Here is a 25,346-nt window from a genome sequence, read left to right on the forward strand (position 1 = left end):
AGTGCGGCAGATAGGTTGGGAGTGTCGCGCTAGAATAAGCAGTACGAGTTAACACTCGAACACAAACGCTCGTTGTGCGAGCGTGACCTCGAAACGGGCACATAGCAGCAGGTGATGGGAATAAATCATGTTTGAACGCTTCACAGAAAAAGCAATAAAAGTAATCATGTTGGCCCAGGAAGAAGCTCGCCGCCTGGGTCACAACTTCGTAGGGACAGAACAGATCCTCCTGGGTCTGATCGGAGAAGGAACCGGGGTTGCAGCGAAAGTCCTCAAATCAATGGGCGTCAACCTGAAAGACGCGCGCATTGAAGTGGAAAAAATCATCGGGCGCGGTTCCGGCTTCGTAGCAGTCGAAATTCCGTTCACTCCCCGCGCCAAGCGGGTTCTAGAACTATCCCTAGAAGAAGCTCGCCAACTCGGACACAATTATATAGGTACTGAACACCTGCTGCTGGGCCTGATCCGCGAAGGTGAAGGAGTAGCGGCCAGAGTCTTAGAAAACCTGGGAGTAGACTTATCGAAAGTCCGCACCCAAGTGATTCGGATGCTGGGAGAAACCGCAGAAGTCGCAGCCACTGGTGGCGGTGCCCGCACCAAAACCCCAACCCTCGATGAATTCGGTGCCAACCTGACTCAAATGGCGGTCGATGGCAAACTAGACCCAGTAGTCGGACGCCAAAAAGAAATCGAACGGGTAATTCAAATCCTCGGTCGCCGCACCAAAAATAACCCGGTGCTCATCGGCGAACCCGGAGTTGGTAAAACCGCGATCGCCGAAGGTCTGGCCCAGCGCATCGCTAACAACGATATCCCAGACATTCTCGAAGACAAGCGCGTCGTCACCCTCGACATCGGTTTGCTCGTCGCCGGGACGAAATACCGGGGCGAATTTGAAGAACGCCTCAAAAAAATCATGGACGAAATCCGCACGGCGGGTAACGTGATTTTGGTGATTGACGAAGTGCACACTTTGATCGGTGCAGGTGCTGCTGAAGGGGCGATCGACGCCGCCAACATCCTCAAGCCGGCTCTGGCTAGAGGCGAACTCCAGTGTATCGGCGCTACCACCCTCGACGAGTACCGCAAGCACATCGAGCGCGATGCAGCCCTAGAACGGCGCTTCCAGCCCGTGATGGTCGGCGAACCGACTGTAGACGAGACGATCGAGATTCTCTTCGGTCTGCGGGAACGCTACGAACAGCACCACAAGCTGAAAATCTTGGATACAGCCCTCGAAGCTGCAGCCAAACTCTCTCACCGATACATCTCCGATCGCTTCCTCCCAGACAAAGCAATTGACTTGGTAGACGAAGCTGGTTCTAGAGTCCGCTTGATCAACTCTCAACTGCCCCCCGCAGCCAAAGAACTTGACAAAGAATTGCGCCAAGTCCTCAAAGATAAAGACGAAGCGGTGCGTTCTCAAGACTTTGACAAAGCGGGCGAATTGCGCGATCGAGAAATGACCATTAAAGCCGAAATTCGCGCTATTTCCCAAGCCAAAAAAACCGACTCGGCCCGCACCGGCGAAACCGACCCATCGCCAGTTGTCACCGAAGAAGACATTGCTCAAATCGTGGCAAGCTGGACGGGCGTCCCGGTCAACAAACTGACCGAATCCGAATCCGAAAAGCTGCTGCACATGGAAGATACCTTGCACCAGCGCTTGATCGGTCAGGAAGAAGCAGTCAAAGCCGTTTCCCGCGCCATCCGTCGCGCTCGCGTTGGCTTGAAAAATCCCAATCGCCCGATCGCCAGTTTCATCTTCTCTGGCCCCACCGGCGTCGGCAAAACCGAACTCACCAAAGCCCTAGCCGGCTACTTCTTCGGTTCCGAAGACGCCATGATTCGGTTGGATATGTCCGAGTACATGGAACGTCACACCGTCTCCAAACTCATCGGTTCTCCTCCGGGCTACGTCGGCTACAACGAAGGCGGCCAACTCACAGAAGCAGTCCGCCGCCGTCCTTACACCGTCGTGCTGTTCGACGAAATCGAAAAAGCCCACCCCGATGTCTTCAATATGCTCCTGCAAATATTGGAAGACGGCCGTTTAACTGATGCCAAAGGTCGCACCGTAGACTTCAAAAATACACTGCTGATCATGACATCAAACATCGGTTCTAAGGTGATTGAAAAAGGTGGCGGTGGTCTCGGCTTCGAGTTCAGCGACAACCAAGCCGATGCTAATTACAACCGCATTCGTTCTTTGGTTAACGAAGAACTCAAAAACTACTTCCGCCCCGAATTCCTCAACCGACTTGACGAAATTATCGTCTTCCGCCAGTTGAACAAGGAAGAAGTCAAGGAAATCGCGGTTATCATGCTCAAAGAAGTGTTCGGTCGTTTGACAGAACAGGGCATCACTCTGGAAGTGACCGAAAAATTCAAAGAACGGCTGGTAGAAGAAGGCTACAACCCCAGCTACGGAGCCCGACCCCTGCGCCGCGCCATCATGCGCTTGCTGGAAGACAGTTTGGCTGAGGAAATCCTTTCTGGCCGCATCAAAGACGGTGACACCGCTGTTGTGGATGTGGGCGAGGACGGAATTGTTAAGGTGCTGCAAGGTCAAAAGCGGGAATTGCTGCCCCAAGGTGTTGAGTAAGTTTGAGTTGTGTGCGATCGCGAGTTAAGTTGGGAAATAACCAATCTCGCAATCGCAAACAACTCAAAATCCTCACATAAAAAAGGTAGAGAATTTAAATTCTCTGCCTTTTTTATGAGTTAATATCAAGAGTAGACTTATTGCATAAATCTTTGATTGATAGGGAAACCGTAGATGCAACGCATAAGCATTTGTAGATTTTTTGCCAATGCCTGCACTTCAAGTCTAGTAATTAACAGCGACCTACTTCAATGGTAAGCTAATCAGCATTTAAATTGTATATTTGGGGCGGGCTCGCGTGCCCATATCGCTCATTGTTGAATTATTTCGTGAGATGCAACTTAAATGCTAATTAGCTTAATCAGATAATTAGTGGCAACTATTTAGCGAGGACTTTCATGACATCTGAAAAAAATAAATTGGGTACAGAAGTAGCAGAAAATCCGCCTGAAACCTGGTGGCAGAAAGCGTGGAAGTCTAGCTTTGAAAATCTTCAGATAGTGATTATTGCTTTGAGTTTAGCAATAGTGATTCGAGCCTTGGTCGCCGAACCGCGCTACATACCCTCAGATTCTATGGTACCCACTCTGCACGTGGGCGATCGCGTCGTAGTCGAAAAAATCTCCTACTACCTCGAACCTCCAAAAACTGGCGACATCGTAGTATTTGCGCCGCCCGAAAAGTTGCAAGAACAAGGCTTTACCCAAGACCAAGCATTCATCAAGCGGGTAATTGGCTTACCGGGTCAAACCGTCGCCGTTAAAAAAGGTTTAGTTTATCTCAACGACAAACCCCTGGTCGAAAAATATATTGCCGAACCTCCTAAATACCAGTGGGGGCCTTATCGCGTCCCAGAAAATGAATACTTTGTGATGGGAGACAACCGCAACAACAGCAACGACTCCAGCAGGTGGGGATTTTTACCTAAGCAGAATATCATCGGCCGCGCTGTAGTGCGGTTTTGGCCTCTAGAACGCATCGGGGAAGTTTGAAGAAGTCATTAGTCATCAGTCATCAGTCATTAGTTATTGGTTATTGGTTGGTTGTGAGTTTTAATAACCAATAACCAATGCTTTTCGGGCCCGATGCCCGATGCCCGATGCCCGATGCCCGATGCCCGATGCCTCTCCTGTACGGAAATTTCTACTTATTCTTGTACCTTCAGGGGTAGGGACTTCCTCCGGCAACTGATAAAATGGTACAAAAAGCAGCGGGATTTCTCGCCTAGATCAAAATTAGTTGAATATTAAAAAATTAGGAAAGCTATGGGATTTTTTGATTCAGAAATTGTTCAGCAAGAAGCCAAACTGTTGTTTGAAGACTATCAATCTCTCATCAAACTAGGTGGCAATTACGGCAAATTCGATCGCGAAGGCAAGAAAATGTTCATCGCTCAGATGGAATCAATGATGGAGCGCTACCGTATTTTTATGAAGCGCTTCGAGCTGTCTGAGGACTTCATGGCTCAGATGACTGTAGAGCAGTTAAAAACACAGCTCAATCAATTTGGCATCACGCCCCAGCAGATGTTTGAGCAAATGAACTCAACGCTGGAGCGGATGAAATCTGAGCTGGAAAAACAATCCTAGTGAGCAGAAGGAAGAAGGAAGTTCGGCAACGGATTCTGTAACGGATTTAACGGATGTAACGGATGTCAGGAAGAAGGAAGAAGGAAGAAAGTATTCCCAATGCCCAATGCCCAATGCCCAATGCCCCATGCCCCATGCCCCCTGACTAATGACTAATGACTAATGACTAATGACTAATGACTAATGACTGATAGTTAAGGGCGCTCAAAAGCTGAAGGAGGTTTGAAACTTTCTGCGGGAACTCCCTGCAAAGCTTGGCTCATAAAATCGCGCCAAACAGGGGCGACAATCCCACCGCCAGTAGCACCGTAGCTCATGGGTCTATAATTGTCGTTGCCCATCCAAACAGCCACCGACAACTGGGGTACGTAACCCACAAACCAGATATCCCGTTCTGAGGAAGTTGTACCAGTTTTCCCAGCAGCCGGCCGCCCAAGTTGAGCCGCCCTTGCCGTTCCGCTGGTAATTACCCCTTGCAGGGCGCTGTTGACAGATGCCGCCGCCCAGGAATTGAGAACTAATTTGGGTTTGGGCGTATTGTCGAGCAAGACGTTGCCGCTGCTGTCAGTTACTTGCACGATAAACGTGGTGTCAGAATGCCAGCCGTTGTTGGCGAAGGTAGCAAAAGCTCCGGCCATTTCTAAAGGAGTGAGGTCAACGGCACCCAAGGGCAAAGAAATCACCGGTTCCATCGGACTTCTGATGCCGAGCACGCGGCAAATCTCAATCACTTTATTCAATCCGACTTCTTGGCCAAGCTTGACGGCGGGAATGTTCAGAGATACTTCCAAAGCTCTGCGGATGCTGACTGCACCGGAGAAGCCGCCACCATAGTTTTGAGGGTAGTAGTAGCCGTCGCCGTCGCGGTAGCCGACAGGGGAGTCGTAGACAACTGAATCGGGGGCGTATTTGCCGCTAGCAAAGGCAGCGTAGTAGATAAAAGGTTTAAAAGCAGATCCGGGCTGGCGACGTGCTTGAATGGCGCGGTTGAACTGGCTCTTTTCGTAATCGACGCCGCCAACCATTGCTTTGACGAAGTGGGTGCGGGGATCGACGGCGGCTAGGGCAATTTGACCTTCCTGGCGATCGTAAAACAGGCCTTGGTAGTAAAGCCGATTGTGCCACGCTTTGACGGTTTCTTCGGCTATGCGCTGCATTTTGAGGTCGATCGTGGTTTGAACGCGCATTCCTCCCTTAACCACGGCATCTCGCCCGAAACGCCCAGTCAGTTCCTGGACTACGGCTTGTGTTACGTAAGGAACTTGAGAGCCGCCAAAAGAGGTAATTTTGCCTAGCTTAATTTTTTCCTGGCGGGCAGCAGTTTCTTGGGCCGGCGTAATCCATTTAAGATCCTTCATGCGGCCTAAAACGAGGGCTTGCCGCTCTTTTGCCAACTTGTAATTGACGAAAGGACTGTATTCTTCGGGCGCAGAAATTAAGCCGGCCAGCATCGCTGCTTCTGAAAGAGTCAAATTACTTGCTGATTTGTTGAAATAGCTTCGAGAGGCTGTCTCTACGCCATACAAGTTGTGACCTAAGTAGATTTGATTCAGGTATAGTTGCAGAATTTGGTCTTTGTTGAGAATTTGCTCCAAGCGGATAGACATTACCGCTTCAGCTACCTTGCGACTAAATTTTGACTGGGGAGATAGAAACAAGTTTTTGACTAGCTGCATAGTCATAGTCGAGCCGCCTTCAACGGTTCTACCTTGTTCTAGGTTGACTATCAGAGCTCGGGCTATCCCGCCGGGGTTGATGCCTTTGTGGGTGAAGAAGTTGCTATCTTCGATCGCCAGAACAGCTCGTTTCAGGTTCGGGGAGATTTGGTCAAGGGGTACGACATCCCGGTTGGCTTCGTCGTGGATGCTAGCTAGCGGCTTGCCGTTGATGTCGTAAATGTGGGTAGTTTCTGTGGGAGAGTAGGTTTGCAAGATCCGAACATCTGGCAAATTGCGGAAGCTGATCGCTAAGCCAACCAGTCCACCAGCGACTACGGAACTGGCAAGCATTGTCATGCTGAGTATGGTTCCGGCGGTCACTTTACTGACTGACTGAACAAACTCGAATACGGGGGCTGAGTTTTCCGTGTTATTGCGGACTGCGTTGGTTGACACGTGGATTTCACTTCCTCACTCGATTTGGGGTTTAAGACTTTTAATTTTAGATGCGAAACCTAGAGACTGTCAGTCGATTTGAGATTGGAGATTTGAGATTTTAGATTTATTCCACAGATGAATCTGGGAGTTTGAACAAGAGTCTAAAATTTGGGGATCTCCACGACTTTGGGCGGGGTCAGCTAATGAAAGCCGGTCAGCTTTCGGATTATAGTAGCGTGATAGTTATGTTTTTATGCGTCAACCAGTGAGTGTAACTAATTCTGCTGCACTTTGGCAAAATATGATGGACGATCGCTCCCCGATGATAACTCCTAACCTTTCAGCGCTTTACCGCGGCATCAGCGAGATTTTTCCAGATCGACCTGATTCTAGCAACCCTGACGAAAATTTAGCCCAACTGCTGGCCCAAGTCGATCGACCTTTGCGAGTCAAACTGGGAATTGACCCGACAGGGAGTGACATTCACTTGGGACACAGCATTTGCGTCCGCAAGCTGCGGGCTTTTCAGGATGCCGGTCACACAGCCGTACTGCTGATCGGAGATTTTACCGCAAGAATTGGCGATCCGACAGGGAAGTCAGAGATGCGTAGCCAGTTGACTGCCGAACAAGTGGCGGAAAATGCCAAGACTTATTTAGACCAAGTGCGTCCGATTCTAGATTTTGACACGCCCGGACGTTTGGAAATTCGCTATAACTCCGAGTGGTTGTCGAAATTGGACTTGGCGAAGATTTTGGAACTGCTAGGCACGATGACGGTGCAGCAGATGCTCGCTAAAGAGGGATTTGATAATCGGATGCAGCAGGAAAATGCGATTTATCTGCATGAGTTTCTGTACCCACTAATGCAGGGTTACGATTCGGTGGCTTTGGAAGCTGATGTGGAGTTGGGGGGAACTGACCAAAAGTTTAATATTGCGGTGGGGAGAGATTTGCAGCGGCATTTTGGGATGAAGCCGCAGTTTGGTTTGCTGATGCCGATTTTAATCGGGACTGACGGGGTGCAGAAGATGTCGAAGTCTTTGAATAATTATGTCGGTTTGTCGGAAGACCCGCTGACGATGTATTCTAAGTTGGAGAAAATTGCCGATAGTTCGATCGCCCAATATTTTGAACTATTGACAGATTTGCCACTTGATGAATTGCCCGAAAATCCGCGAGAAAAACAGAAACTTTTGGCTTTGGATGTGGTGCGCCAGTATCGGGGGAAGGAAGCGGCGGAACGCGCACAACATGATGCAATTGCGCTGGTTAAAGGTGCTGCGGGACAAGCTGATGCTGTGGCGGAGTTTTCTTTGGCAAGTGTGCAGTTTCCGGCTAAGTTGTTTTATATTCTCAGTGCTAGCGGGCTTTGTAAAAGCAGCGGTGATGCGCGGAAGTTGATGCAGGGCGGTGGGGTGAAGTTGGAGGGCGATCGGGTTTCTGATGTTAACCTTACTTTTGAATCACCGGCTGATTTAGGCGGTAAGGTTTTGCAGGTGGGGAAGAATAAGTTTGTTCGATTGGTGTCTTGAATAGACATCTCCAATAATTATTGTGGAACAGGCATCTTGCCTGTTCAAAACAGGCAATTATTGCGATGACTAATCTATTTTTTTAACCGCAGATGAATACTGAAGATGAACGCGCTATGAACGCTGATAATCGAATTATTGTTGCTTTGGATGTTTCGAGTCAAGAAGAGGCGATCGCACTTCTTGACAAACTGCCTGATGTATCTTTTTGGAAAGTGGGTTTGGAACTGTTTGTGAGTTCCGGGCCGGGGATTTTGGAAATTTTAAAACAGCGGGAAAAGCGGATTTTTCTTGATTTGAAGTTTCACGATATCCCGAATACTGTGGCTGGTGCTTGTCGGGCTGCTGCTAAGTATAATGTGGATTTATTGACTATCCATTCTACTTGTGGTAAAGATGCTTTGAAAGCGGCACAGTTGGCTTTGACTGAAGGGGCGGCGGCTGTGGATAAACCGAGTCCTAAGTTGATTGCAATTACTCTGTTGACGAGTTTGAATTCGCGACAGTTGGCTTTTGAGTTGAAAATACCTTTGGAGTTGCCAGAATATGCTTTACACATGGCATTGTTGGCTAAGGAAACTGGTTTAGCTGGTGCTGTTTGTTCTCCGCAAGAAGTGGAACAGTTAAGAATGAGTTGCGGGGATGATTTTGTGTTAGTTTGTCCCGGTGTGCGTCCGAAATGGGCTGAGGGAGGCGATCAAAAACGATCGATGACTCCAAAGGCCGCTTTGAAAGCTGGTGCTGATTATCTGGTGATTGGGCGGCCAATTACTGCTGCGGACGATCCGGCGGTGGCTTTTGCGCGTATTTGTGAAGAGTTGGAGTAACAATATGAATGTTGTTTTTAACTCACATCTTGCACCATTCTCAAGAACAGGCAAGATGCCTGTTCCACAAGAAAATTCACTCTTTGTGGAACAGGCATCTTGCCTGTTCATAAAAGGCTTATTGAGAATGGTGCAACATCTCAGTTTTAACCGCCGATAAACGCCGATGAACGCCAATGGAATTTTATCTGCGTTCATCTGTGTTTATCTGCTGATATCTGCGGTTGCAACTCCGACTTTGGCTGCTAATTTTGTCACAAATCGCGATCGCAGTATAAACGCAAGTGGATCGGGTTTGTTAGCGCGATCGCCCTGTCCGGCTGATTTAGAAACTTTGGTCGATCGCCTGTTGCAAGATTTGCCGAGTTATGCTAATCGCGTAATTGTGCGATCGCACTTTTCTCCTAACACTAATACACCGCCCGGTTACGCGCTGCCGCAAATAATTTTAGCCGGCCGCCCGGAGTTTGAACCGCTACCTTTAAATTTTGAAGATGCACTTCCTGAAAATGCCAGTCAAGTTTTCATTACTACTTTGGAACGGCAGTATCGCGGGGAAAAACCAGTCGAAATTCAGCAATATCATTGGTTGTTTTTTATGAAAACTGCGAACGGCTGGGAGTTGGCAAAAATCGTTTCTCGGTTTGGTACTGCGGCGGATATTCGTCCTTTATTTGAGCAAGATAGCGACAAAAGCGCAATTGCTGAGGCTATTCGTTTGTGGCTGCGCGATTGTCAGGCAAAGCCATAACTTTCGCTGGTTCCGATGATTTTTTTTACACTTAAAAATAACCTCTTGACAGCACGTCATCTTCGTCTAGTTCATCTTTACCAATCATCCCTTCAATCTCACTTAAAAATCTCATAAAAACTTCCGGTGCAAAGGGGTTGTTATCGAGATGGTTGACAAAATAATCTTTATTTTTCTTTCTTCCCTCTACCGTACTAAAAGCACTTCTTATATTAGACGATAAGCGTTTTGCTTTTCTCAAAATTAGTATCTCATCAATAGCTGTGAGTGATGAGCTAATCGGCGACATATCAAGCCACTCACATAGCAAGAAATACTTGGCTCCTGGTACACTCAATTTTACATCCAGGGCAGTTGCTGCGCCCTCTTGAAACATGGTTTTATCAAGATTTGTTTTACACTCAGCCGCAACATAAGCAATATTTGCCTCGCGGGAGGTAGCCTCCTTAAAATCTTGGTTATGAGAGGCTTTTAGAAATATTTTTCTACTAATCGCAAAATCTTGATCCTTGGCTCGAATACTCATCCCACCGCCTTTTGGACTGAGTTTTAAACTTGACTCAAATCGTAGTGATGAAAAACACTGTGTTGGGCCAAAGGATAATTCTTTGTCCTTTAATGAATCTGCAAAGACGGTTGTAACTAAGATAGGTATAAATTCTTCAATAATTGAGTTGTCAAGTTTTAATTGCCCTTTTTGACGGTACAAAAAATCATTGTCACTGTCAAAAATTAGTTCAACGTCAATGTATCGCTTATAGGAGGTTAGATGGGATACCATCTCTGGAACAACTTTCAGATCATCCCCCCTGATGTTTTTAAGCGTTTCCAACCATTTTTTGTAGTATTCGATTGCTTGATTAACACGCCGTTTATCTGTAGGAGGTAATTTCACGTTATCAAGTAATGCTGCTAGTTTGTCCCCATGTGGTTGAGCTAAATTAAACATAATTTTCTTCTTTTGGGTTGAGTATTTCAATGGTTTTTCGTGAACGCTGCAGATCGAAATAAGGTGAGGGCTGTACTGTGGCAACCTTATCGATAGCATCCTTGATTTCATCTTTTACTTGTTCATTCGCTACGGAATAAGCAGATATTAAAGCTTCTATAGAAAGAGTTCTGGCTTGATCTATGGCAAAATAATACTGTAAGTCTTCTCTTTTTGTAAAGTGTAGTATATCTTCTTTGATAATTTTTCCATAGCGATTTACAAAACTTCTTTCTTGACGGATATCTAAGCTAATCCCCAATACTTGACGAGCAACTTCTGCAACTAACTCCCCGTTTAAAAAAGGCGTTCCTCTAATATTTGATTTTTTACCTACTACAAATATTAGTCTACTGTTAGGGCTGCATATTCTTAACAATTCTTGCAAAGTATAGGCGATGTCTAAGCAATATTGAATGACAGTTAGAAATCTATTACTTCTATGCTTGCGATTAGAACCAAACTCGGATTTTGCCACCTCTAAAATTTTCCAGTTTAGTGCTTCAGTAGAACCGCGATACTGCTGATGATAGTTAAATACATTGATATAAGGGGGGGAGGTAATCACAAGATTGACGCTGGAGTTTTGTAAGGGAACGTTTCTTGCATCGGCATTGTAGGCATTTATCGGCTTTTTACTATAGGGTAGTTTAAGGACAAAAGTAGCGATATTTTCCGCAATTGTAAAAACTCTTAATTGGGTAAGTTTTTTGTTTTCTAAGTCTAGCAATATCACTAATGCTTCATGTAGAATATTAAGGAACTTTTCTTCATCATCAACGGCTACGTCTACAATTTTATCTATTAAATCATTGGGTGTAAGTTCTTTTTGTATAGTTTGGAATAGTGGCATTCTCTCCCATATCTCTGTTTTTAGTTGAGTGAGAAAACAATTGATACATTTTTCACGCTTTCTTGGTGAGATAGTGATGAATTTATAAGTGTTAGCTAGGATTAAAGCTGCTGGATTGATTTCTGTTCCGCAGGCTTCCAGTCCGAATCTTCCTGCCTCATATAAAACTGTTCCACTACCTAAAAATGGGTCGAAAATCACACTATTTTTATTGGCATATTTATCAATCAAAGTTTCGACGAACTGGGGGGAAAATTGCCCTTTCCAAGGAAGTGGATTAGTACGTTGTTTATCTTCAATGTCTAATAGTTCTTGAGGAATTTCTTGTCTATTGATAGGAGTTTCACTAAAAATACTAGAGACAACCATAATTCGGATTTTTACTACGGGGCGTGAATTTATGAATGGAAAGCGGGAACTTGTTTTGTAGATGGCAGGTAAAAATCAGAGATTGTTGGTGAAACCAGCCCCCTACAAATTACACATGAAAATTAATTATAATTTTTCGGTGGGTGGGGGCGGGTTTTAAGATTGTGGGTAAAAATCCGAGATTGTGCCTCAAACCAGCCTACCAATCAACAAGAAAAATTGATTAGAATTGCTCTTTGAATTCATCCAGTTTAGCCTTGATAGCCTGCATATCTTGCCACATAAACCATTTCGGAGTTTCCGGTTCACGGGAGGGGTTTCGCAACAAGTACGACGGGTGAAAAATTGGCATACACAAACGATTTTCCCATTTAATCCATTGACCTCTGATTTTACTAATGGGGCGCTTGTCGCTTAGCAAACCTTTGAGGGCTGTTGCACCGGTTAATAAAATAATTTTGGGGTCTAAGATGCGAATTTGTTCGAGCAAGTAAGGTTTGCAAGCTTCGATTTCTTTTGCTGTTGGAGGGCGGTTGTTGGGAGGGCGACATTTGATGACGTTGGCAATGAATACGTCGGTTTCTGCACTCAATCCCACGGATTCTAAAATCTTATCTAACAGTTTGCCCGATCGCCCGACGAAGGGCAATCCGGTTTCATCTTCGTTTTGTCCGGGCGCTTCTCCCACAATCAAAATTGAGGCTTGAGGATTGCCGCGGCCGATGACGGCGTGAGTGCGGCTGTTGCCCAATTCGCAGCGGTAGCAGCGGTTGCAGTGCTCGGCGATTTGTTCCATATTTTGATAAGTGCCGGGAGGGATGGGAATTTTGGCATTTGCTGGTATTGAGTCTGTTTGGAAAGTGGCACTTTGATTGTTGTCAAAAAGGCTGAGTTGCAAGTCGCTGGACATACTTTTTACAATTAGGGAGATATTTTTGAGCCTAGAGTTTATAGTTTAGATCGGGTTGTGTGATTTGAGATTGGCTAGAAGCTTGTGTGCGATGCTGTCGATTCCCTACGGGATAGCTACGCTTCACGCACTTTTCTCAAATTAACACTGGCACAATCTCCAATTGTTTGGTTGAGCTCGTACAGGCAAAAATATGTTCTCTAACCCGTTTTTTGACGATCGCGCCGATGCAGGCGAAAAACTGGCCGAGGCAGTTGTGGACGAGTTCGGCAAGTTGAGTTTAATGACACAGAAGGCGGTGAAACCGATTGTTTACGCCTTGCCGCGCGGGGGTTTGCCCGTTGCTGTGCCGATTGCGCGGCGCTTGGGCTGTCCTTTGGATGTGGTTGTCGCGAAGAAAATTACTCGCCCAGATAATTTAGAATTGGCGATCGGGGCTGCAACTGCTGATGGTCACGTCCTCTGGGAAAAGCAAAAGCAGCACAATTTACGCTTGCAAAAATCAGCATTGCCCCTGGCCCAAAATAATGCTCAATCTCTGCTGGCAGATTTGTCTCCGGGACGCCCCAATATCAGCGCGGCGGGGGCTTTGGCGATTTTGGTAGATGACGGCATTGCTACGGGGATGACGATGGCTGTGGCGGCTAAGGCTTTGGAGTCGCAGCAACCGCTGGCTTTGTGGATTTGCGCGCCTGTGGCCCCGGCAGATTTGATGGGATTTTTGGCCCAGATGGGCGATAAGTTGATCGTTCTGGAGACTCCTCACCCTTTTTACAGTGTTAGTCGCTTTTATGGGCAATTTCCGCAGGTGGAGACGGCGGAGGCTTTAAGGTGTTTGCAGCAACAAACTGAATGGCGATCGTAGGTTAAGCTAGAAGGCTAAATCTAAAAGCTCGATCGCTAAAACATGAGACCTTGGCAATATTGGTTGGACACTTTGATTCTGTCTACTCAGCACAATCCGCCTCGCTTTGTTGAGTTGGTGATGTTGACTTTGGCGATGATTTTGCTCGCGCTGTGGAGTGTAACATTGCAGTGGCAGTATTTAACCCTGTCTCTGAGTTATATAATTGGTTCGTCTTTTTCAATTTTGGTGCGGGAATACCTCGGCCCGCGGCCTCAATTTCAGCTAACTCACCTGACAGCTTTGCTGTTATTAATTATCAGTTTTTATAGTTTTGCTGAACTGATTAGGTAGTTGATGTTTTTTTTGACGAACCGCGAAGACGGGAAGAACCACAGGCGGGACGCCTGTTCCACAAAGGCAGAGAAGAGGATAGAAGAGAAGATCGAGAGTTCACAAATCATTAGCCCTCATCCTACATTCTCATGGGATTGATGTAAAATTATGCGGTTGCCTGCAGGATCGAAGGCATAAATTTCTAGACCGTGAGAAGCTTTGATAATTTCTCCTGCGGGCGGATATCCTAAAGCCCAAATTCGGGCGATCGCATTTTCGATATCGCTGACTTCCAAACACAGACTCATGCCTGTTTTGGCTCGATTTGCAAATTCTGATTTGTGGGAATCTTTTGGTTTGAATATGCCGAGTCTTAAGCCGGGGAGTTGAAATTCAGCATAAGTATTGGGAATGTAAGGGTTTGGTTCTATGTCGAGAAATTTTGTGTAAAATTTAACGAGAACTTCTTTATCAAGGTCTGCTAAAGTCACTAGGGCGGCGCTGTATAGGAAACTCATATAAATTGGTAATTATTTAGTTGACAGTTGACAGTTGACAGTTGACAGTTGACCGCGGGGCGACCTCTACCTGGAAGGAAGAGGATTGCAGTAATGAATAGTTGGATTTTAATTTATCCCACTTATGCTTGGGGCTTTAAACCCATTATTTAGGGTAAGGGGGAATTGTTAACATTATAAGTTTCTACATATTTAAAGTCCTCCTATTCGTCCAACTATTTGGATTTTACCTTGTCGATCGCTTTTGAGAATCACAGCTTCGCCGCTTTGCGGAAAAATATCAGTAATCGCGGTAATATTTACTTGATGAGTTACCATAATAACCGCGCCTTTAGTGTTGCGGTTGTCAACAATTAATTTGCGAATTGTCGCTGTTTGTCTGGCTTCTGTGCTGCTGTCCCTAAAGAACGAGTTCAGTGCTGGGAACGGTTCGACTTTGCCTAAATTTATCAGTTTTGCTGTTTCCAAACACCTACACCACTGACTCGATAAAACTCTGGCAACTTTGATGTTGCGGTTGCGAAATTCTGCTCCAATTTGCTTGGCTTGGGTTCTCCCTTGTGCCGATAAATTGCGCTGGGTGGAACAGTCGCCCAACTTAAAGTTAGCAGGATCTCCCGTACCTGGGGCGATCGCGTGTCGCATTGCTACCACCAACCCCGTCTCATCCCGCTGCAACAATTGCCACCCTGCTTGAGTTTGCGCCTTGGTTGCTGCGTCCGAATTTGCAGTTGCAATCATTAAGCCGATCGACAATACTAAAGCTAGCGACCGGAAAAACCATTTCCAGTTAAGGTAAATCCGTGCAGCCATTGTTGCAGAAGTTAGGAATTAACTTATCATATTATAATACAACAAATATTGCTCTATGGAACTCACCAATTTTATTGCTCTGTCTGTCATTATTGCCCTTGTGCTGGGGATTGGGTTTGGAACAATGACTTGGGCTTACTTCGGCAAGGGCAGCATTTCTGTACTCTTTAAAGAACCAATTTTAACTTACCCAGAATTTCCAGATACCGACAGCGGCAGTAAAGCTTCCGTTTATTTTCAACAAGGAATTGAGGCGTATCAGTCAGGAAAGTACCGCAAAGCAAAAGATAAATTTACCAGCGCTGTAGAACAAGTTTCAACTTTGGCAGAAGCTTACCACAATCGTGCCTTGGCTTGTGCGAATTTGCGATCGGATGAGGAGGCTGTTGCAGATTTGATCCGTGCCAGCGAATTATACCAACAGCAGGAAGCTGGATTTGCGATCGACACGATTAAACAAAATCTGGCAGCCTTGAAGCAGCGCAAATTAGAACGAGAAAAACAAAAAGCAGTAGCGAGATAAATTATTATGTTCAACCAGTAGGACTCAACTCACACCTAGATTTGAGGTCTGAAAAACCCGGTTTCTTGAGTGTGGTTGGGAGAAACCGGGTTTGTTTACATAATTTTTATTAAAGTTGAAAATCAAGATTTAACCTTCTCCTTCTCAACTAAATTGTTCTGGCATCTTCTATTTGGTCGATTTTAGCAATCATCATTTCTCGGCTAGGTGCCACAACTCGATAATTAGTAATGGGATCGTAAGCTTCCCATTCTTGAGTCACTTCGCTGTCTTGCCACAAAAACCATTCCCGGTAAATTTCGCCGTCATCTATGTCGCCGCACAAGGGAAGCCAATCATCTCCTCCCAAGCTTTCAAAATCTCCTCCTACTAAGTCAATCCAAGCAGTAAGGATACAAGAGTCAATAGCCTTATTATTAACAGTGACTGCGTTAGAGTGAAGAGAAGTTTCGGGAAAACAAAGTGTGGATTTCATAAGCTGTACCTGAATGTTATGTTATTAATTTATAAAAAAATCCTCTACGTCAGTGACAGCAGAATGCCGCTATCCTAACCTCCACAGTTCCCCCCTCGACAAACCGTGACACCCAAAGCGCTCAAATGCCTCTGCTGTAAGACTTGAGACCGCTTTGAGTCAAGTCGCTACAGAGGCTAAATTGAGCCACTTTGCTAACTGGCATAGAAGAAAGCCCGATCGACCAAATATTTCTGGCGAAGGCTCTCGCGCATTGAGGAGCGAAGACAGCGCGACTGCCAATTGTATACTGGGTAAGTTGGCGAGTTTCCGTACAGTTTTTGTGATAAAATTAGCAGGAACCGAACTTTCGTGCCGACAGCCTGGTTTGGTCAAAAGCTTTGCAACGAGCTTTCCAACGGTGGTGCGATCGCCAGTTTTGATTTATTGTTAATTTTGCGAAGTCCCGATCGACTGTTAGGGAAAAAAATTATGCAAGCAACCAACCCAGAAGGAATTATCAATCTGACAATCCACTATACCAACGGCAAACAGCAACACTTCCAGTTCATTGCGCCAGAGGGAACAGTAGGAGAGCAAGCAACTTTAGGGACTCGCCTGCATAAAATGTTGACAGCAGACCCGGTAATTCTCGAATTGGCAGATAAACTGGTAGTTATCCCAGTTCACAACATACAAAGTATTGAAATATCGCCGGTTCCTCCCAAATTGCCAGAGGGTGTCCTTTACCCAATGCGAGAAATCAAGAAATAGCTAAGCTGTTCTGCATCTAAATTAAACTGCAAAGGCGGGCTGAAACCCATGTCATGCCGAGTTTGAATAAGCATAAATGTGTACCCATTAAAGGCGCAAGAAGTTATTACAAATACAAATAACGATAAACATAAAAAAAATGTTGCTGGTTGTGAAACCAGTTACGAAAAAAAATGCAACAGTAGACAAGCTCCCAACCCTTATATTGTCACTCATGCCCAATCTAAAATCTAAAATCTAAAATCTAAAATAGTATGACGATATATGTGGCATGAGTGAGGGGAATAATTGCCGATTTCGCAGACTTTAACTTACCGAAAAAAATGCTAGAACTCCACTGTCACACAACTTATTCCGATGGCACTCTCACTCCTGCCGAACTCGTAGCCGCCGCCGCTTCATCGGGGGTTCGCGCCTTGGCTGTCACGGATCACGATACGATGTCGGGTTGGGATGAAGCCTTCGCCGCTGCTGCTTTGCACGGTATTGAAATAGTCCCCGGACTAGAACTCAGCACCGTTCACAACGGCCGTTCCCTGCACATTTTAGGTTTTTATCCTGATGCAAATAAGTTGCGCGTTCCTTTGAACGATCGCCTGGAAGGAAGGTTTCGCCGATCGCAGGAAATGGTAGAAAAATTAGCAGCAATGGGATACGCGATCGAACTGCCCAAAACATCCCCAGGAATGGCACCCGGAAGGCCTCACATTGCCTCTGCACTTGTAAAAGCCGGTCACGCCAAATCATCGCGGGAAGCATTCGATCGCTGGCTGGGAGATGACGGCCCGGCTTATGTTCATTACGAGAAATTCTCAATCGTCGAAGGGATTGATTTACTGAAAAGTTGTGGCGCAGTACCAGTTTGGGCTCACCCTTATTTATTTCGCGGCGGCGCTGTTGAAGAAGTCTTAAAAGAATTAGTAGATGCTGGTTTAATGGGAGTTGAAGTATACCATCCCAGCCACAGTTCTAGCCAAATCCAAAAGTTGAAAGATTTGTGTCTTCATTACGGTTTGCTGGCAACTGGTGGCAGCGATTATCACGGCCCCGATCCGGAAAGGAAAGCAGCAGATAGCACCCAATTGAATATGCTGCATTTGCCGTTAGAATTGCTGGAACCGATTAAAGTTGCTGCGGCGAGTTTGAAATAGTTTTTTATGACGCATTTTGCGGATGTATACAGTTGTCAAAAAAAATCCTTGGCTTTTTGAGTGACGAGTTTGCCGGAAGTAAATCATCAGAAGAACACCGAGGTCAAGCAGAATATAAATTAATATGAAGTTAAAGGCAATTGCAGGCGAGTTGATTTTACAATGTTACTAAAGCAACTTGCCAAACGGAGCTTATCATGACTACAGAAGACAGAGCGAAGGCGATCGGCAAAAATTTAGAAGGCAAAGCTCAGGAAATTTTCGGTAATATTACGGGCAACAGAAAAGACCAGGTTGAAGGCAAAGCCAAACAAGCCGAAGCGGCTGCCCGCCACGCAGCCGAAGATGCAAAAAATGCGGTTAAAAATCTGGCAGAGCAAGCCAAAAGGTCGATCGACAAATTGTAGAAACTGCGTTATACCAATTCCGGGCGAAGAGTATTTGCTTCATATCAAATCCTTTGCTATCAAGGATTTGATATGATTTATTTTTGGCAGGTGCAAAAAAATGGGTGACTCCTGCGATATCTCCTCAAAAGCGCACTGGAGAAGTCCCTATTAGACCTCTTGCAAAAGATTTTTATGATATAATGAAAATGTTTGCTTTAGTTGATTGAATCCCAACTCCTCACTGCTTTTGGCTCGGAGCATTACCAAGATTTTAATTTGACTAAAAAATAAAATTAATTTTCATGCCGAAACAAATAGCTTACAAGATAGTGGCTATCAAGGGATAAAGGATGAGCGCACCAATAGTTATCTCCCTAAAAATCAACCTAAAAAGGGGAAACTGTATCTTTGAGAAAAAGACTACAATAGAGTTTTAGCACAGGAGCGAATAGGGAATTGAACAGGTTAATCGAAGTCTCAAATTTTTTAAAATATTGTCGAGTCGTTATGGTCTGCTTTGTAATTTGTTGTCAGCAATTTACAATTATGAGTTGGCTCTAGGGGATTCAATTTAACACCTGTGATGATAACATATATCTTTTTTTCAAGAGGTATATTATTCCAGATCGATAACCAATTACCAAGGAATTCATAATTATGTCTGCTGTTAGCTTAATTCAGGCCAATTCCTACGATCGCCAAATTTTACAAACATCTTTAGAAAGTTTGCTCGCACCCTTGGGCGGAATCTCGGCTTTTGTCAAATCGGGCGATCGGGTTTTACTCAAACCCAATCTCCTCACCGGTTCTCGCCCTACAAAAGAATGTGTCACCCGCCCAGAATTGGTTTACTGCGTCGCTAAAATGGTCATTGAGGCGGGAGGAAAACCCTTTTTAGGCGATAGTCCGGCTTTTGGTAGCGCGATGGGTGTGGCAAAAGCTAATGGTTATTTGCCTCTGTTGGAAGAACTGAATTTGCCAGTTGTTGAGTTTCAAGGAAAACGCTACGAAACAGTCAGCAAAGATTTCAATCATCTGCGAATTTGCAAAGAAGCAATGGAAGCGGATGTAGTGATTAATTTGCCCAAACTCAAATCTCACGTTCAATTAACGGTGACAATGGGCGTGAAAAATTTGTTCGGCTGCGTTCCCGGCAAAATGAAGGCTTGGTGGCACATGGAAGCTGGCAAAGATAGCGCCAGATTCGGTGAAATGCTCGTAGAAACTGCTCGGGCAATTAACCCAAATTTGACGATTTTGGATGGAATTATCGGTCACGAAGGTAACGGGCCAAGTGGCGGCGAACCTAAGTTTTTGGGAATTTTGGCCGCCTCTGATGATGTGTTTGCTTTGGACAGAACTTTAGTGGAAATTATTAATGCTGATCCGGAGGCGGTTCCCACTGTAGCTGCGGCGATGAGATTGGGGCTTTGCTCGAATTTAGAGGATCTTGATTTTCCGCTTTTGCAGCCGGAAAATCTCAAGGTTTTAGATTGGAAGTTGCCCGAAAGCATGATGGCGATCGACTTTGGTATGCCCCGCGTGGTGAAGTCGGCTTTCAAGCACCTTTATATCCGGTTTATAAAAGAAAAGTTCAGCATCAAAGCTTCGCATTAGCGAAGACAGAAGGGGTAAAATTTTTTTTTATTCCTTCTACTTCGCCAGGGGAATTGTCAAAAAATATTATTATATTACAAGATATATATTTATGTAAAGTTTATAATAAATTTGTTATAAATCTATGGTTTCATTACGTAGACCTGCTTAAACCGCATAATGTAACACCATGTAAACAGGTTTAAGTCAGCCATTAGAGAGCATTTAGAGACTTTGCCCTCGTTTACCTAGGGGCGTTTTTTCCCATCGACTTACTTAAAGCATTGAGATCGCCGTATTCGCAACTCGCGCTCATTCTTGCTAGTTAGATGATTTTACTTAAGTATAAATACTTAGAACAGCCCTTGCTTTAACCAAATTCACCCTAAAATTGCACTTTTCTTTATAATTGACCGCTAAACTATAAAGATTTAGTAAAGCTCGGAAAAGATTATTGACACTTATACGTAGATCGCAGATGATTGCTACATATCAAACAGACCTCCCATTAAATAATAAAGGTCTAATCCAGTTGCTGAATCAATCTTAAGTATTAGATATCTCCGAAACCGAGTCTGAAATGCTTCTCGTATCAGGGGGCGAAATTAAAATTCGGTAAATGTCTGTTATATTGATAAACAGCCCTTGCCAAGAACAGCAAAGATTCACTACCGCATCAACCGTAAAAACTTACAATCAGGGAGTCCCTAACCTATGCTTACTAACAACAATCTGACTATCGTACAGCCACTCAAAGTAAAGCTTTTGCCAAACGGTGAAGTTTTACTCACCCGCAAATTGATTGAAGCAGTTGGTGAGTTAGCCGAGTATTGGTCGGGCTCTATTACGGTGATGATGGAAGAAACGAAAAAAGACAACGACCAGATAGATTCAAAAATATTCAAACTTGATGAATTGCCATTCAAACTGGAAATAATTTCTTTTGACAAAATCACCCCAGCTTTACTACATCAGCATCAGAGTTCGCTGGTATTGGCAGCCCCGGAATACAGACAGAACCATATCAGTAAAGTGTGTAAAATAGCGGGAGTACCGTGTATTTACGTTTCCGAATACAGTCTGAAAACTCGCAAACAGATCGTGAATGTGAGTACGAGCAATCCCTTGCTCCGTTTGCGGAGAATTATTTGGACTTACATTCAGGAATATAAGCAGCGCAAGGCAATCGCAATGGCAGATGGATTGCAGTGCAACGGCACCCCTACTTACCAAGAATACAAGCATATCAATCGCAATCCACAGTTTTTCTTTGACACGCGGATTAGCGAGGATATGTTAGCAACAGAAGCTGATATTGAACGGCGCACTGAAAACCGCTCTCCAGATATGCCTCTGCGGCTAGTATTCTCAGGTCGCCTAATTAAGATGAAAGGAGCAGATCATTTACTTGAGGTCGCTAAAGAACTCAAACAACTGAAGGTGAAATTTGAAATGTTCATCAGTGGTATTGGTGAATTAGAAGAGATGATGCACCAGCAAATAGCGGCCAATCAACTTAATGATTGTGTAAAAATGCTCGGAGTGCCTGACTTTAAAACAGATTTCTTCCCCTTTGTGAAGAACAATATTGATTTGTTTGTTTGCTGTCACCGGCAGGGCGATCCTTCTTGTACTTACATAGAAACTATGGCTGCTGGCGTGCCGATTGTTGGCTATGCTAACGAAGCATTCGAGGGAATTGCAGAAATGTCGGAGACGGGATGGGTTGTGCCAATGAATCAGCCTAAACAGATGGCGAAGAAAATTGCAGAACTCAGCCACAACCGGGAAGAAATTAAATCGATGTCGTTCAAGTCCCTCAAGTTTGCTCAACAGCACACATTTGAGAAGACTTTTCAAGCTCGCGTAAAACATATGCACGCTATTGCCTACTCAACGCGGCCTAATCCAGTCACCGAAAGTCAAGTATGTGATGCTCCCGATATGGTTTTGGCGTACAGTCAACTGCCTTAAGAATCCTTCTGCCTATGATTGAGACAGGTTTCATTAAGGTAGCCACGGAAATCGGAGGTTTTGTAAAGGCAATGGTTGAGGCGAGCGATCGTCATTAGATTTAGATGTTTTTCTCAAACTTAATAGCATCCAACTCGACTGGGCGATCGCACTTGTTCCATAGGTTATCAAGTATTCTTTAGTGGGTTACATTTTCTTGGCAACTATCAGATCCCACAGCAACTATAAACAATGGAGCGACCAACTCATTTTCCTTTCCACCGGAACTGGCAAAACTAACAGGGGTTTTAAGTAGGTAGGCGGGATTAAACCGAATACTGTAACAGTATGTAAATAGGCTTAAGTTAGCCAGTAGAGATCATTTAGACATTTTACATCGTTTACATAGTGGCGTTTTAAAGCGCCGACTTATAAGCTGTTGCGGCCTTTAAATTGTATGTCAAAAAAAAATCAAAGTCTTGTGGGATGGGCGTCCTGCCCGCCCTGAATATACAATTTAAATGCGCGACAGCTTACCAATTTCCTAAAGTCCTGCTACAGAGATATCCTATCAAATAAATTTCCCTCCCCTCAAAGAAGCAATAACTTCCAACGTCAACTTATTTAACTATTTTTGCTCCGCTGCTCTCAACTCTTCTATTTGGTCAAATCTCAACCATTTCAATTGTTTTTTTACGTAGCCCGACAGTCTTTCTATGGGGTTTACTTCCGGACTGTATGGGGGTTGAAACAGCAGGGTAAGCTCATCTAATTTGGGATAAATTGTACTTGACTTTAAGGGCAAGATATAAAGGATCATCCTGTCAAGAGTGGTTCTTTTGAACTCATTTGAGATACAGCATATTCCATGTAGATGTGGTACACACAAGAAGAGCGATCGCCTGCTGTTTGGTGCGGATACACCCGTCAATCTGTAAGTTTTATCGACCTTTTAAATAGAACTTGCAGATTGATGGGTGTATCCGCACCTTATTTACTACAAGATAGTGTGTACTACATATACATGGAATATGCTGTATAAACACCCTAAACATACAGGATATGCCCAAATCTTCTTCAACAAAAAAACAGGGATTAATGCAAAGAAATTCACCCGCATTAATCCCCAATTATTCCAGATTAGATTAAGCCAGATTAAGCAGCAACTAAACCGCTGTGTCTCAACAAAGCTTTAGTGCTCGGTTCGCGTCCCCGGAAAGTTTTAAACACTTCCATCGGGTGCAAACTGCCGCCCAATCCTAACACTGTATCTCGGAAGCGCTTACCTGTAGAGGCGATCGCACTTTCATCTTCCAAACCCGCTTCCTCAAACGCCGCAAAAGCATCAGCGCTGAGCACTTCCGCCCATTTATAACTGTAATACCCCGCCGCATAGCCACCCGCAAAAATGTGTCCGAAAGCGCACAAAAATGCGTCTTCTTCCAGAGGAGGCAAAACAGTCGTAGTTTTAGCGATACGGTTGCGGACATCGGCCACAGTTTCGCTGCCGCCCGATCGATAGCGGTGGTGCAATTCGATATCAACGCTGCTAAAATGTACTTGCCTGAGCATGACGGTGCCACTCATGTAGTGGCGCGCTGCTAGCAGTTTTTGGTAGTAGTGTTCCGGCAAAGTTTCCCCGGTTTCGTAATGCTTTGCCATCCCGAACAAAGTCGCGCGATCGTAACACCAATTTTCCATAAATTGACTGGGCAATTCCACCGCATCCCACTCAACATTATTGATGCCAGAAGCCCCCGGATAGTCTACCGTTGTCAGCATATGCTGCAAACCGTGACCGAATTCGTGAAACAAAGTTTCGACTTCCAAGAAAGTCATTAAACTCGGTTTGCCGTCAACCGGAGGACTTTGGTTGCACACCAAATAAGCCACCGGCAACCGCGTGGTTGTTTTTCCCGCTTCGACAAATTTAGCGCGCACCACGCACTCGTCCATCCAAGCACCGCCGCGCTTTTCTTCGGGGCGGCTGTAGGGGTCTAAATAGAAATTGGCGATCGTATTTCCTGCTTCATCATCTATTTGGAAATAGCGCACATCTTTGTGCCACACAGGAGTTTGACCGTCCGCCGCAGTTACTGTCACGCCAAACAGCCGCTTTACTAATCCAAATAACCCCTCTAATACCTGTGGTAAAGCAAAATAAGGTCGCAATTCTTCGGCACTAAAAGCAAACTTTTCTTCTCGGCGCCGTTCCGACCAAAAACCAATATCCCAGTGCTTTAAATCCCCAGATTCCGCCGCGCCTTTTTCGGCAGCAAAAGCTTTCAATTCTTCTAAATCTTTGACAGCAGCATCATAACTAGCTAAGCGCAATTCTTCTAACAAAGCTTCCACTGCTGTCACGTCGGGAGCCATTTTGCTCGCCAAGCTCAATTCGGCATAACTGCTAAACCCCAGCAAAGCAGCTTTTTCCTGGCGCAAAGCTAAAATGCGATCGGTCAACGGCCAGTTATTCAATTCTCCGCTACTTGCTCTGCCGATAAAAGCTTTGTACAACTTTTCGCGCAAGTCGCCGCGGGTGCTGTGCTGCATGAAAGGGCCGTAACTCGGAAAGTCTAAAGTAATCCGCCAAGGGCCGTTTTCGGCATCCGCATTTTCTTCGCCGGCGCTGCGAGCGGCTTGAGCTGCTAAACTCAACAAACTCGGCGGCAAACCGTCAATTTCGTCTTTGTTTGTGAGGGTGATGCTGAATGCTTTGGTAGCGTCGAGGACGTGATTGGAAAATTGGGTAGTAATTTCGGCTAATTCTAATTGAATGGCATTAAAACGATCTTTTTCCTCGCCTTCTAAACCGACGCCGGAGAGTTGGGCGTCTCGGAGAGCGGCTTCGACAATTCGCTTTTGAGCTGACTCTAACCTGTCCCAATTTTCACTAGCCCGCAGTGCTTTAAAAGCTTCATAAAGCGGTTTGCTTTGACTGAGCTTGCTCCAAAATTTTACTACTTCCGGCTGCACTGTTTCGTGAGCCGATCGCAGTTCCGGGCTATTTTTCACACCCATCAAATGTCCGACAATGCTCCAGCTCCAATTTAAACGCTCTCCGAGTCGCTGCAATGGTTCTACTAAGCCGCTCCAAGTCTGCTCTACAGAGGCTTCTAAGGCAGCTAGCGAGGCTTCTAGTTCGGTCAGCAGTTGGGTGATGGCGGGGACTACGTGTTGTGGTTCGATCGCGTCAAATGGGGGCAATCCTTGACCGATTAGTAACGGGTTATCAGCAATAGTTACGGTTGCAGTCATGATTTTTCTTGTAACAGGTTGAAAACAGTTGACACTCTCCGGGCTAAAGCCACGAAGATTCTTAAGACCACAATTTGAGTCTTAAAGGCGCTGACAAATCGCCTCTACACGCTCAAAACAACTACTAATACCAGAAGTATTGCAATTGCGCTTACTTTTGTCTTTTTATACTTTCAGAGTCCATCACCAAGCCAGTTAGGTACGCTCAACAATTC

Annotated in this window: 24 protein-coding genes; 15 read left to right on the top strand and 9 right to left on the bottom strand. The window is 45.1% G+C overall.

The window, feature by feature from the left end:
* The first annotated feature begins 127 nt into the window (after positions 1-127).
* The 3 genes from QT987_RS05060 to QT987_RS05070 all read left to right on the top strand — a co-directional run bounded on the left by QT987_RS05060 (position 128) and on the right by QT987_RS05070 (position 4,194).
* On the top strand, positions 128-2,605 hold the full coding sequence (locus tag QT987_RS05060) for an ATP-dependent Clp protease ATP-binding subunit (RefSeq protein ID WP_333237844.1): 2,478 nt from the start codon (positions 128-130) through the stop codon (positions 2,603-2,605).
* A 398-nt stretch (positions 2,606-3,003) separates the two neighbouring features.
* Complete coding sequence (lepB, locus tag QT987_RS05065) at positions 3,004-3,597, top strand: signal peptidase I (protein ID WP_333237846.1); 594 nt, start codon at positions 3,004-3,006, stop codon at positions 3,595-3,597.
* Positions 3,598-3,870: 273 nt separating this feature from the next.
* Positions 3,871-4,194, top strand: coding sequence for a DUF1825 family protein (locus QT987_RS05070; RefSeq protein WP_006632589.1), 324 nt, complete (start codon positions 3,871-3,873; stop codon positions 4,192-4,194).
* 194 nt (positions 4,195-4,388) lie between these two features.
* Here QT987_RS05070 and QT987_RS05075 read toward each other — a convergent pair whose 3' ends face one another.
* Positions 4,389-6,308 (bottom strand): transglycosylase domain-containing protein, encoded by a 1,920-nt coding sequence (locus QT987_RS05075; protein ID WP_333237849.1) that lies wholly within the window; start codon positions 6,306-6,308, stop codon positions 4,389-4,391.
* 283 nt (positions 6,309-6,591) lie between these two features.
* Here QT987_RS05075 and tyrS point away from each other — a divergent pair, with 283 nt between their 5' ends.
* From tyrS to QT987_RS05090, 3 genes are all read left to right on the top strand, one after another.
* Positions 6,592-7,824 (top strand): tyrosine--tRNA ligase, encoded by a 1,233-nt coding sequence (gene tyrS, locus QT987_RS05080; RefSeq protein WP_333237933.1) that lies wholly within the window; start codon positions 6,592-6,594, stop codon positions 7,822-7,824.
* A 116-nt stretch (positions 7,825-7,940) separates the two neighbouring features.
* Positions 7,941-8,651 carry an orotidine-5'-phosphate decarboxylase gene (gene pyrF, locus QT987_RS05085; RefSeq protein ID WP_333237851.1) on the top strand — a complete coding sequence of 237 codons (711 nt, stop codon included), beginning with the start codon at positions 7,941-7,943 and terminating at the stop codon, positions 8,649-8,651.
* A 166-nt stretch (positions 8,652-8,817) separates the two neighbouring features.
* Positions 8,818-9,402, top strand: coding sequence for a hypothetical protein (locus QT987_RS05090; protein WP_333237854.1), 585 nt, complete (start codon positions 8,818-8,820; stop codon positions 9,400-9,402).
* Positions 9,403-9,433: 31 nt separating this feature from the next.
* Here the strand turns inward: QT987_RS05090 and QT987_RS05095 are convergent, their stop codons facing one another.
* The 3 genes from QT987_RS05095 to QT987_RS05105 all read right to left on the bottom strand — a co-directional run bounded on the left by QT987_RS05095 (position 9,434) and on the right by QT987_RS05105 (position 12,522).
* Positions 9,434-10,351: a Bpu10I family restriction endonuclease gene (locus QT987_RS05095; protein ID WP_333237856.1), complete on the bottom strand. Its 918-nt coding sequence runs from the start codon at positions 10,349-10,351 to the stop codon at positions 9,434-9,436.
* Complete coding sequence (locus QT987_RS05100; RefSeq protein WP_333237859.1) at positions 10,344-11,612, bottom strand: DNA methyltransferase; 1,269 nt, start codon at positions 11,610-11,612, stop codon at positions 10,344-10,346. Before QT987_RS05100 ends, QT987_RS05095 begins: the two co-directional genes overlap by 8 nt.
* A 223-nt stretch (positions 11,613-11,835) precedes the next feature.
* Positions 11,836-12,522 (bottom strand): uracil-DNA glycosylase, encoded by a 687-nt coding sequence (locus QT987_RS05105; protein ID WP_333237862.1) that lies wholly within the window; start codon positions 12,520-12,522, stop codon positions 11,836-11,838.
* Positions 12,523-12,715: 193 nt separating this feature from the next.
* Between QT987_RS05105 and QT987_RS05110 the strand changes: the two genes are divergently transcribed.
* Both QT987_RS05110 and QT987_RS05115 read left to right on the top strand, forming a co-directional pair.
* On the top strand, positions 12,716-13,387 hold the full coding sequence (locus QT987_RS05110; protein WP_333062723.1) for a phosphoribosyltransferase family protein: 672 nt from the start codon (positions 12,716-12,718) through the stop codon (positions 13,385-13,387).
* A gap of 42 nt (positions 13,388-13,429) precedes the next feature.
* On the top strand, positions 13,430-13,720 hold the full coding sequence (locus QT987_RS05115) for a hypothetical protein (protein WP_333237865.1): 291 nt from the start codon (positions 13,430-13,432) through the stop codon (positions 13,718-13,720).
* 116 nt (positions 13,721-13,836) lie between these two features.
* On the opposite strand, the gene QT987_RS05120 is transcribed toward QT987_RS05115, so the two are convergent.
* Both QT987_RS05120 and QT987_RS05125 read right to left on the bottom strand, forming a co-directional pair.
* Positions 13,837-14,220 carry a VOC family protein gene (locus QT987_RS05120; protein WP_333237867.1) on the bottom strand — a complete coding sequence of 128 codons (384 nt, stop codon included), beginning with the start codon at positions 14,218-14,220 and terminating at the stop codon, positions 13,837-13,839.
* A gap of 192 nt (positions 14,221-14,412) precedes the next feature.
* Positions 14,413-15,033, bottom strand: a complete 621-nt coding sequence (locus QT987_RS05125) for a histidine phosphatase family protein (RefSeq protein ID WP_333237869.1) — start codon at positions 15,031-15,033, stop codon at positions 14,413-14,415.
* Between the two features lie 55 nt (positions 15,034-15,088).
* On the opposite strand from QT987_RS05125, the gene QT987_RS05130 reads away from it, so the two are divergent.
* Positions 15,089-15,556, top strand: a complete 468-nt coding sequence (locus QT987_RS05130; RefSeq protein ID WP_333237872.1) for a hypothetical protein — start codon at positions 15,089-15,091, stop codon at positions 15,554-15,556.
* 148 nt (positions 15,557-15,704) lie between these two features.
* Here the strand turns inward: QT987_RS05130 and QT987_RS05135 are convergent, their stop codons facing one another.
* Positions 15,705-16,031 (bottom strand): hypothetical protein, encoded by a 327-nt coding sequence (locus QT987_RS05135; protein ID WP_333237874.1) that lies wholly within the window; start codon positions 16,029-16,031, stop codon positions 15,705-15,707.
* Positions 16,032-16,382: 351 nt separating this feature from the next.
* Here QT987_RS05135 and QT987_RS05140 point away from each other — a divergent pair, with 351 nt between their 5' ends.
* The 5 genes from QT987_RS05140 (at position 16,383) to QT987_RS05165 (ending at position 21,894) form a co-directional block, all read left to right on the top strand.
* Complete coding sequence (locus QT987_RS05140) at positions 16,383-16,784, top strand: hypothetical protein (protein WP_333237876.1); 402 nt, start codon at positions 16,383-16,385, stop codon at positions 16,782-16,784.
* A 323-nt stretch (positions 16,785-17,107) separates the two neighbouring features.
* Positions 17,108-17,935, top strand: a complete 828-nt coding sequence (locus QT987_RS05145; protein ID WP_039886987.1) for a PHP domain-containing protein — start codon at positions 17,108-17,110, stop codon at positions 17,933-17,935.
* A 197-nt stretch (positions 17,936-18,132) separates the two neighbouring features.
* On the top strand, positions 18,133-18,342 hold the full coding sequence (locus QT987_RS05150) for a CsbD family protein (RefSeq protein WP_333237878.1): 210 nt from the start codon (positions 18,133-18,135) through the stop codon (positions 18,340-18,342).
* Positions 18,343-18,981: 639 nt separating this feature from the next.
* The gene (locus QT987_RS05160; RefSeq protein WP_333237880.1) at positions 18,982-19,941 is read left to right on the top strand and encodes a DUF362 domain-containing protein; all 960 of its coding nucleotides are present in this window, start codon (positions 18,982-18,984) and stop codon (positions 19,939-19,941) included.
* Between the two features lie 693 nt (positions 19,942-20,634).
* Entirely contained in the window at positions 20,635-21,894 is a 1,260-nt protein-coding gene (locus QT987_RS05165) for a glycosyltransferase (RefSeq protein ID WP_333055928.1), read from the top strand.
* 607 nt (positions 21,895-22,501) lie between these two features.
* On the opposite strand, the gene QT987_RS29855 is transcribed toward QT987_RS05165, so the two are convergent.
* Positions 22,502-22,693 (bottom strand): transposase, encoded by a 192-nt coding sequence (locus tag QT987_RS29855; RefSeq protein ID WP_445299596.1) that lies wholly within the window; start codon positions 22,691-22,693, stop codon positions 22,502-22,504.
* A 54-nt stretch (positions 22,694-22,747) separates the two neighbouring features.
* Here QT987_RS29855 and QT987_RS05170 point away from each other — a divergent pair, with 54 nt between their 5' ends.
* Positions 22,748-22,915, top strand: a complete 168-nt coding sequence (locus QT987_RS05170; RefSeq protein ID WP_333055927.1) for a hypothetical protein — start codon at positions 22,748-22,750, stop codon at positions 22,913-22,915.
* 113 nt (positions 22,916-23,028) lie between these two features.
* Here QT987_RS05170 and QT987_RS05175 read toward each other — a convergent pair whose 3' ends face one another.
* A complete protein-coding gene (locus tag QT987_RS05175; RefSeq protein ID WP_333237883.1) occupies positions 23,029-25,131 on the bottom strand; it encodes a M3 family metallopeptidase in 2,103 nt (700 codons plus the stop codon).
* Positions 25,132-25,346 lie beyond the last annotated feature (215 nt).

Source organism: Microcoleus sp. SVA1B4 (assembly GCF_036700545.1).
Lineage (GTDB): Bacteria > Cyanobacteriota > Cyanobacteriia > Cyanobacteriales > Microcoleaceae > Microcoleus.

Coding starts and splice junctions, on each gene's coding strand:
- QT987_RS05060 (WP_333237844.1), top strand. CDS start 128: ATGTTTGAACGCTTCACAGAAAAAGCAATAAAAGTAATCATGTTGGCC.
- lepB (WP_333237846.1), top strand. CDS start 3,004: ATGACATCTGAAAAAAATAAATTGGGTACAGAAGTAGCAGAAAATCCG.
- QT987_RS05070 (WP_006632589.1), top strand. CDS start 3,871: ATGGGATTTTTTGATTCAGAAATTGTTCAGCAAGAAGCCAAACTGTTG.
- tyrS (WP_333237933.1), top strand. CDS start 6,592: ATGATGGACGATCGCTCCCCGATGATAACTCCTAACCTTTCAGCGCTT.
- pyrF (WP_333237851.1), top strand. CDS start 7,941: ATGAACGCTGATAATCGAATTATTGTTGCTTTGGATGTTTCGAGTCAA.
- QT987_RS05090 (WP_333237854.1), top strand. CDS start 8,818: ATGAACGCCAATGGAATTTTATCTGCGTTCATCTGTGTTTATCTGCTG.
- QT987_RS05095 (WP_333237856.1), bottom strand. CDS start 10,351: ATGTTTAATTTAGCTCAACCACATGGGGACAAACTAGCAGCATTACTT.
- QT987_RS05100 (WP_333237859.1), bottom strand. CDS start 11,612: ATGGTTGTCTCTAGTATTTTTAGTGAAACTCCTATCAATAGACAAGAA.
- QT987_RS05105 (WP_333237862.1), bottom strand. CDS start 12,522: ATGTCCAGCGACTTGCAACTCAGCCTTTTTGACAACAATCAAAGTGCC.
- QT987_RS05110 (WP_333062723.1), top strand. CDS start 12,716: ATGTTCTCTAACCCGTTTTTTGACGATCGCGCCGATGCAGGCGAAAAA.
- QT987_RS05115 (WP_333237865.1), top strand. CDS start 13,430: ATGAGACCTTGGCAATATTGGTTGGACACTTTGATTCTGTCTACTCAG.
- QT987_RS05120 (WP_333237867.1), bottom strand. CDS start 14,220: ATGAGTTTCCTATACAGCGCCGCCCTAGTGACTTTAGCAGACCTTGAT.
- QT987_RS05125 (WP_333237869.1), bottom strand. CDS start 15,033: ATGGCTGCACGGATTTACCTTAACTGGAAATGGTTTTTCCGGTCGCTA.
- QT987_RS05130 (WP_333237872.1), top strand. CDS start 15,089: ATGGAACTCACCAATTTTATTGCTCTGTCTGTCATTATTGCCCTTGTG.
- QT987_RS05135 (WP_333237874.1), bottom strand. CDS start 16,031: ATGAAATCCACACTTTGTTTTCCCGAAACTTCTCTTCACTCTAACGCA.
- QT987_RS05145 (WP_039886987.1), top strand. CDS start 17,108: ATGCTAGAACTCCACTGTCACACAACTTATTCCGATGGCACTCTCACT.
- QT987_RS05150 (WP_333237878.1), top strand. CDS start 18,133: ATGACTACAGAAGACAGAGCGAAGGCGATCGGCAAAAATTTAGAAGGC.
- QT987_RS05160 (WP_333237880.1), top strand. CDS start 18,982: ATGTCTGCTGTTAGCTTAATTCAGGCCAATTCCTACGATCGCCAAATT.
- QT987_RS05165 (WP_333055928.1), top strand. CDS start 20,635: ATGCTTACTAACAACAATCTGACTATCGTACAGCCACTCAAAGTAAAG.
- QT987_RS29855 (WP_445299596.1), bottom strand. CDS start 22,693: ATGATCCTTTATATCTTGCCCTTAAAGTCAAGTACAATTTATCCCAAA.
- QT987_RS05170 (WP_333055927.1), top strand. CDS start 22,748: ATGTGGTACACACAAGAAGAGCGATCGCCTGCTGTTTGGTGCGGATAC.
- QT987_RS05175 (WP_333237883.1), bottom strand. CDS start 25,131: ATGACTGCAACCGTAACTATTGCTGATAACCCGTTACTAATCGGTCAA.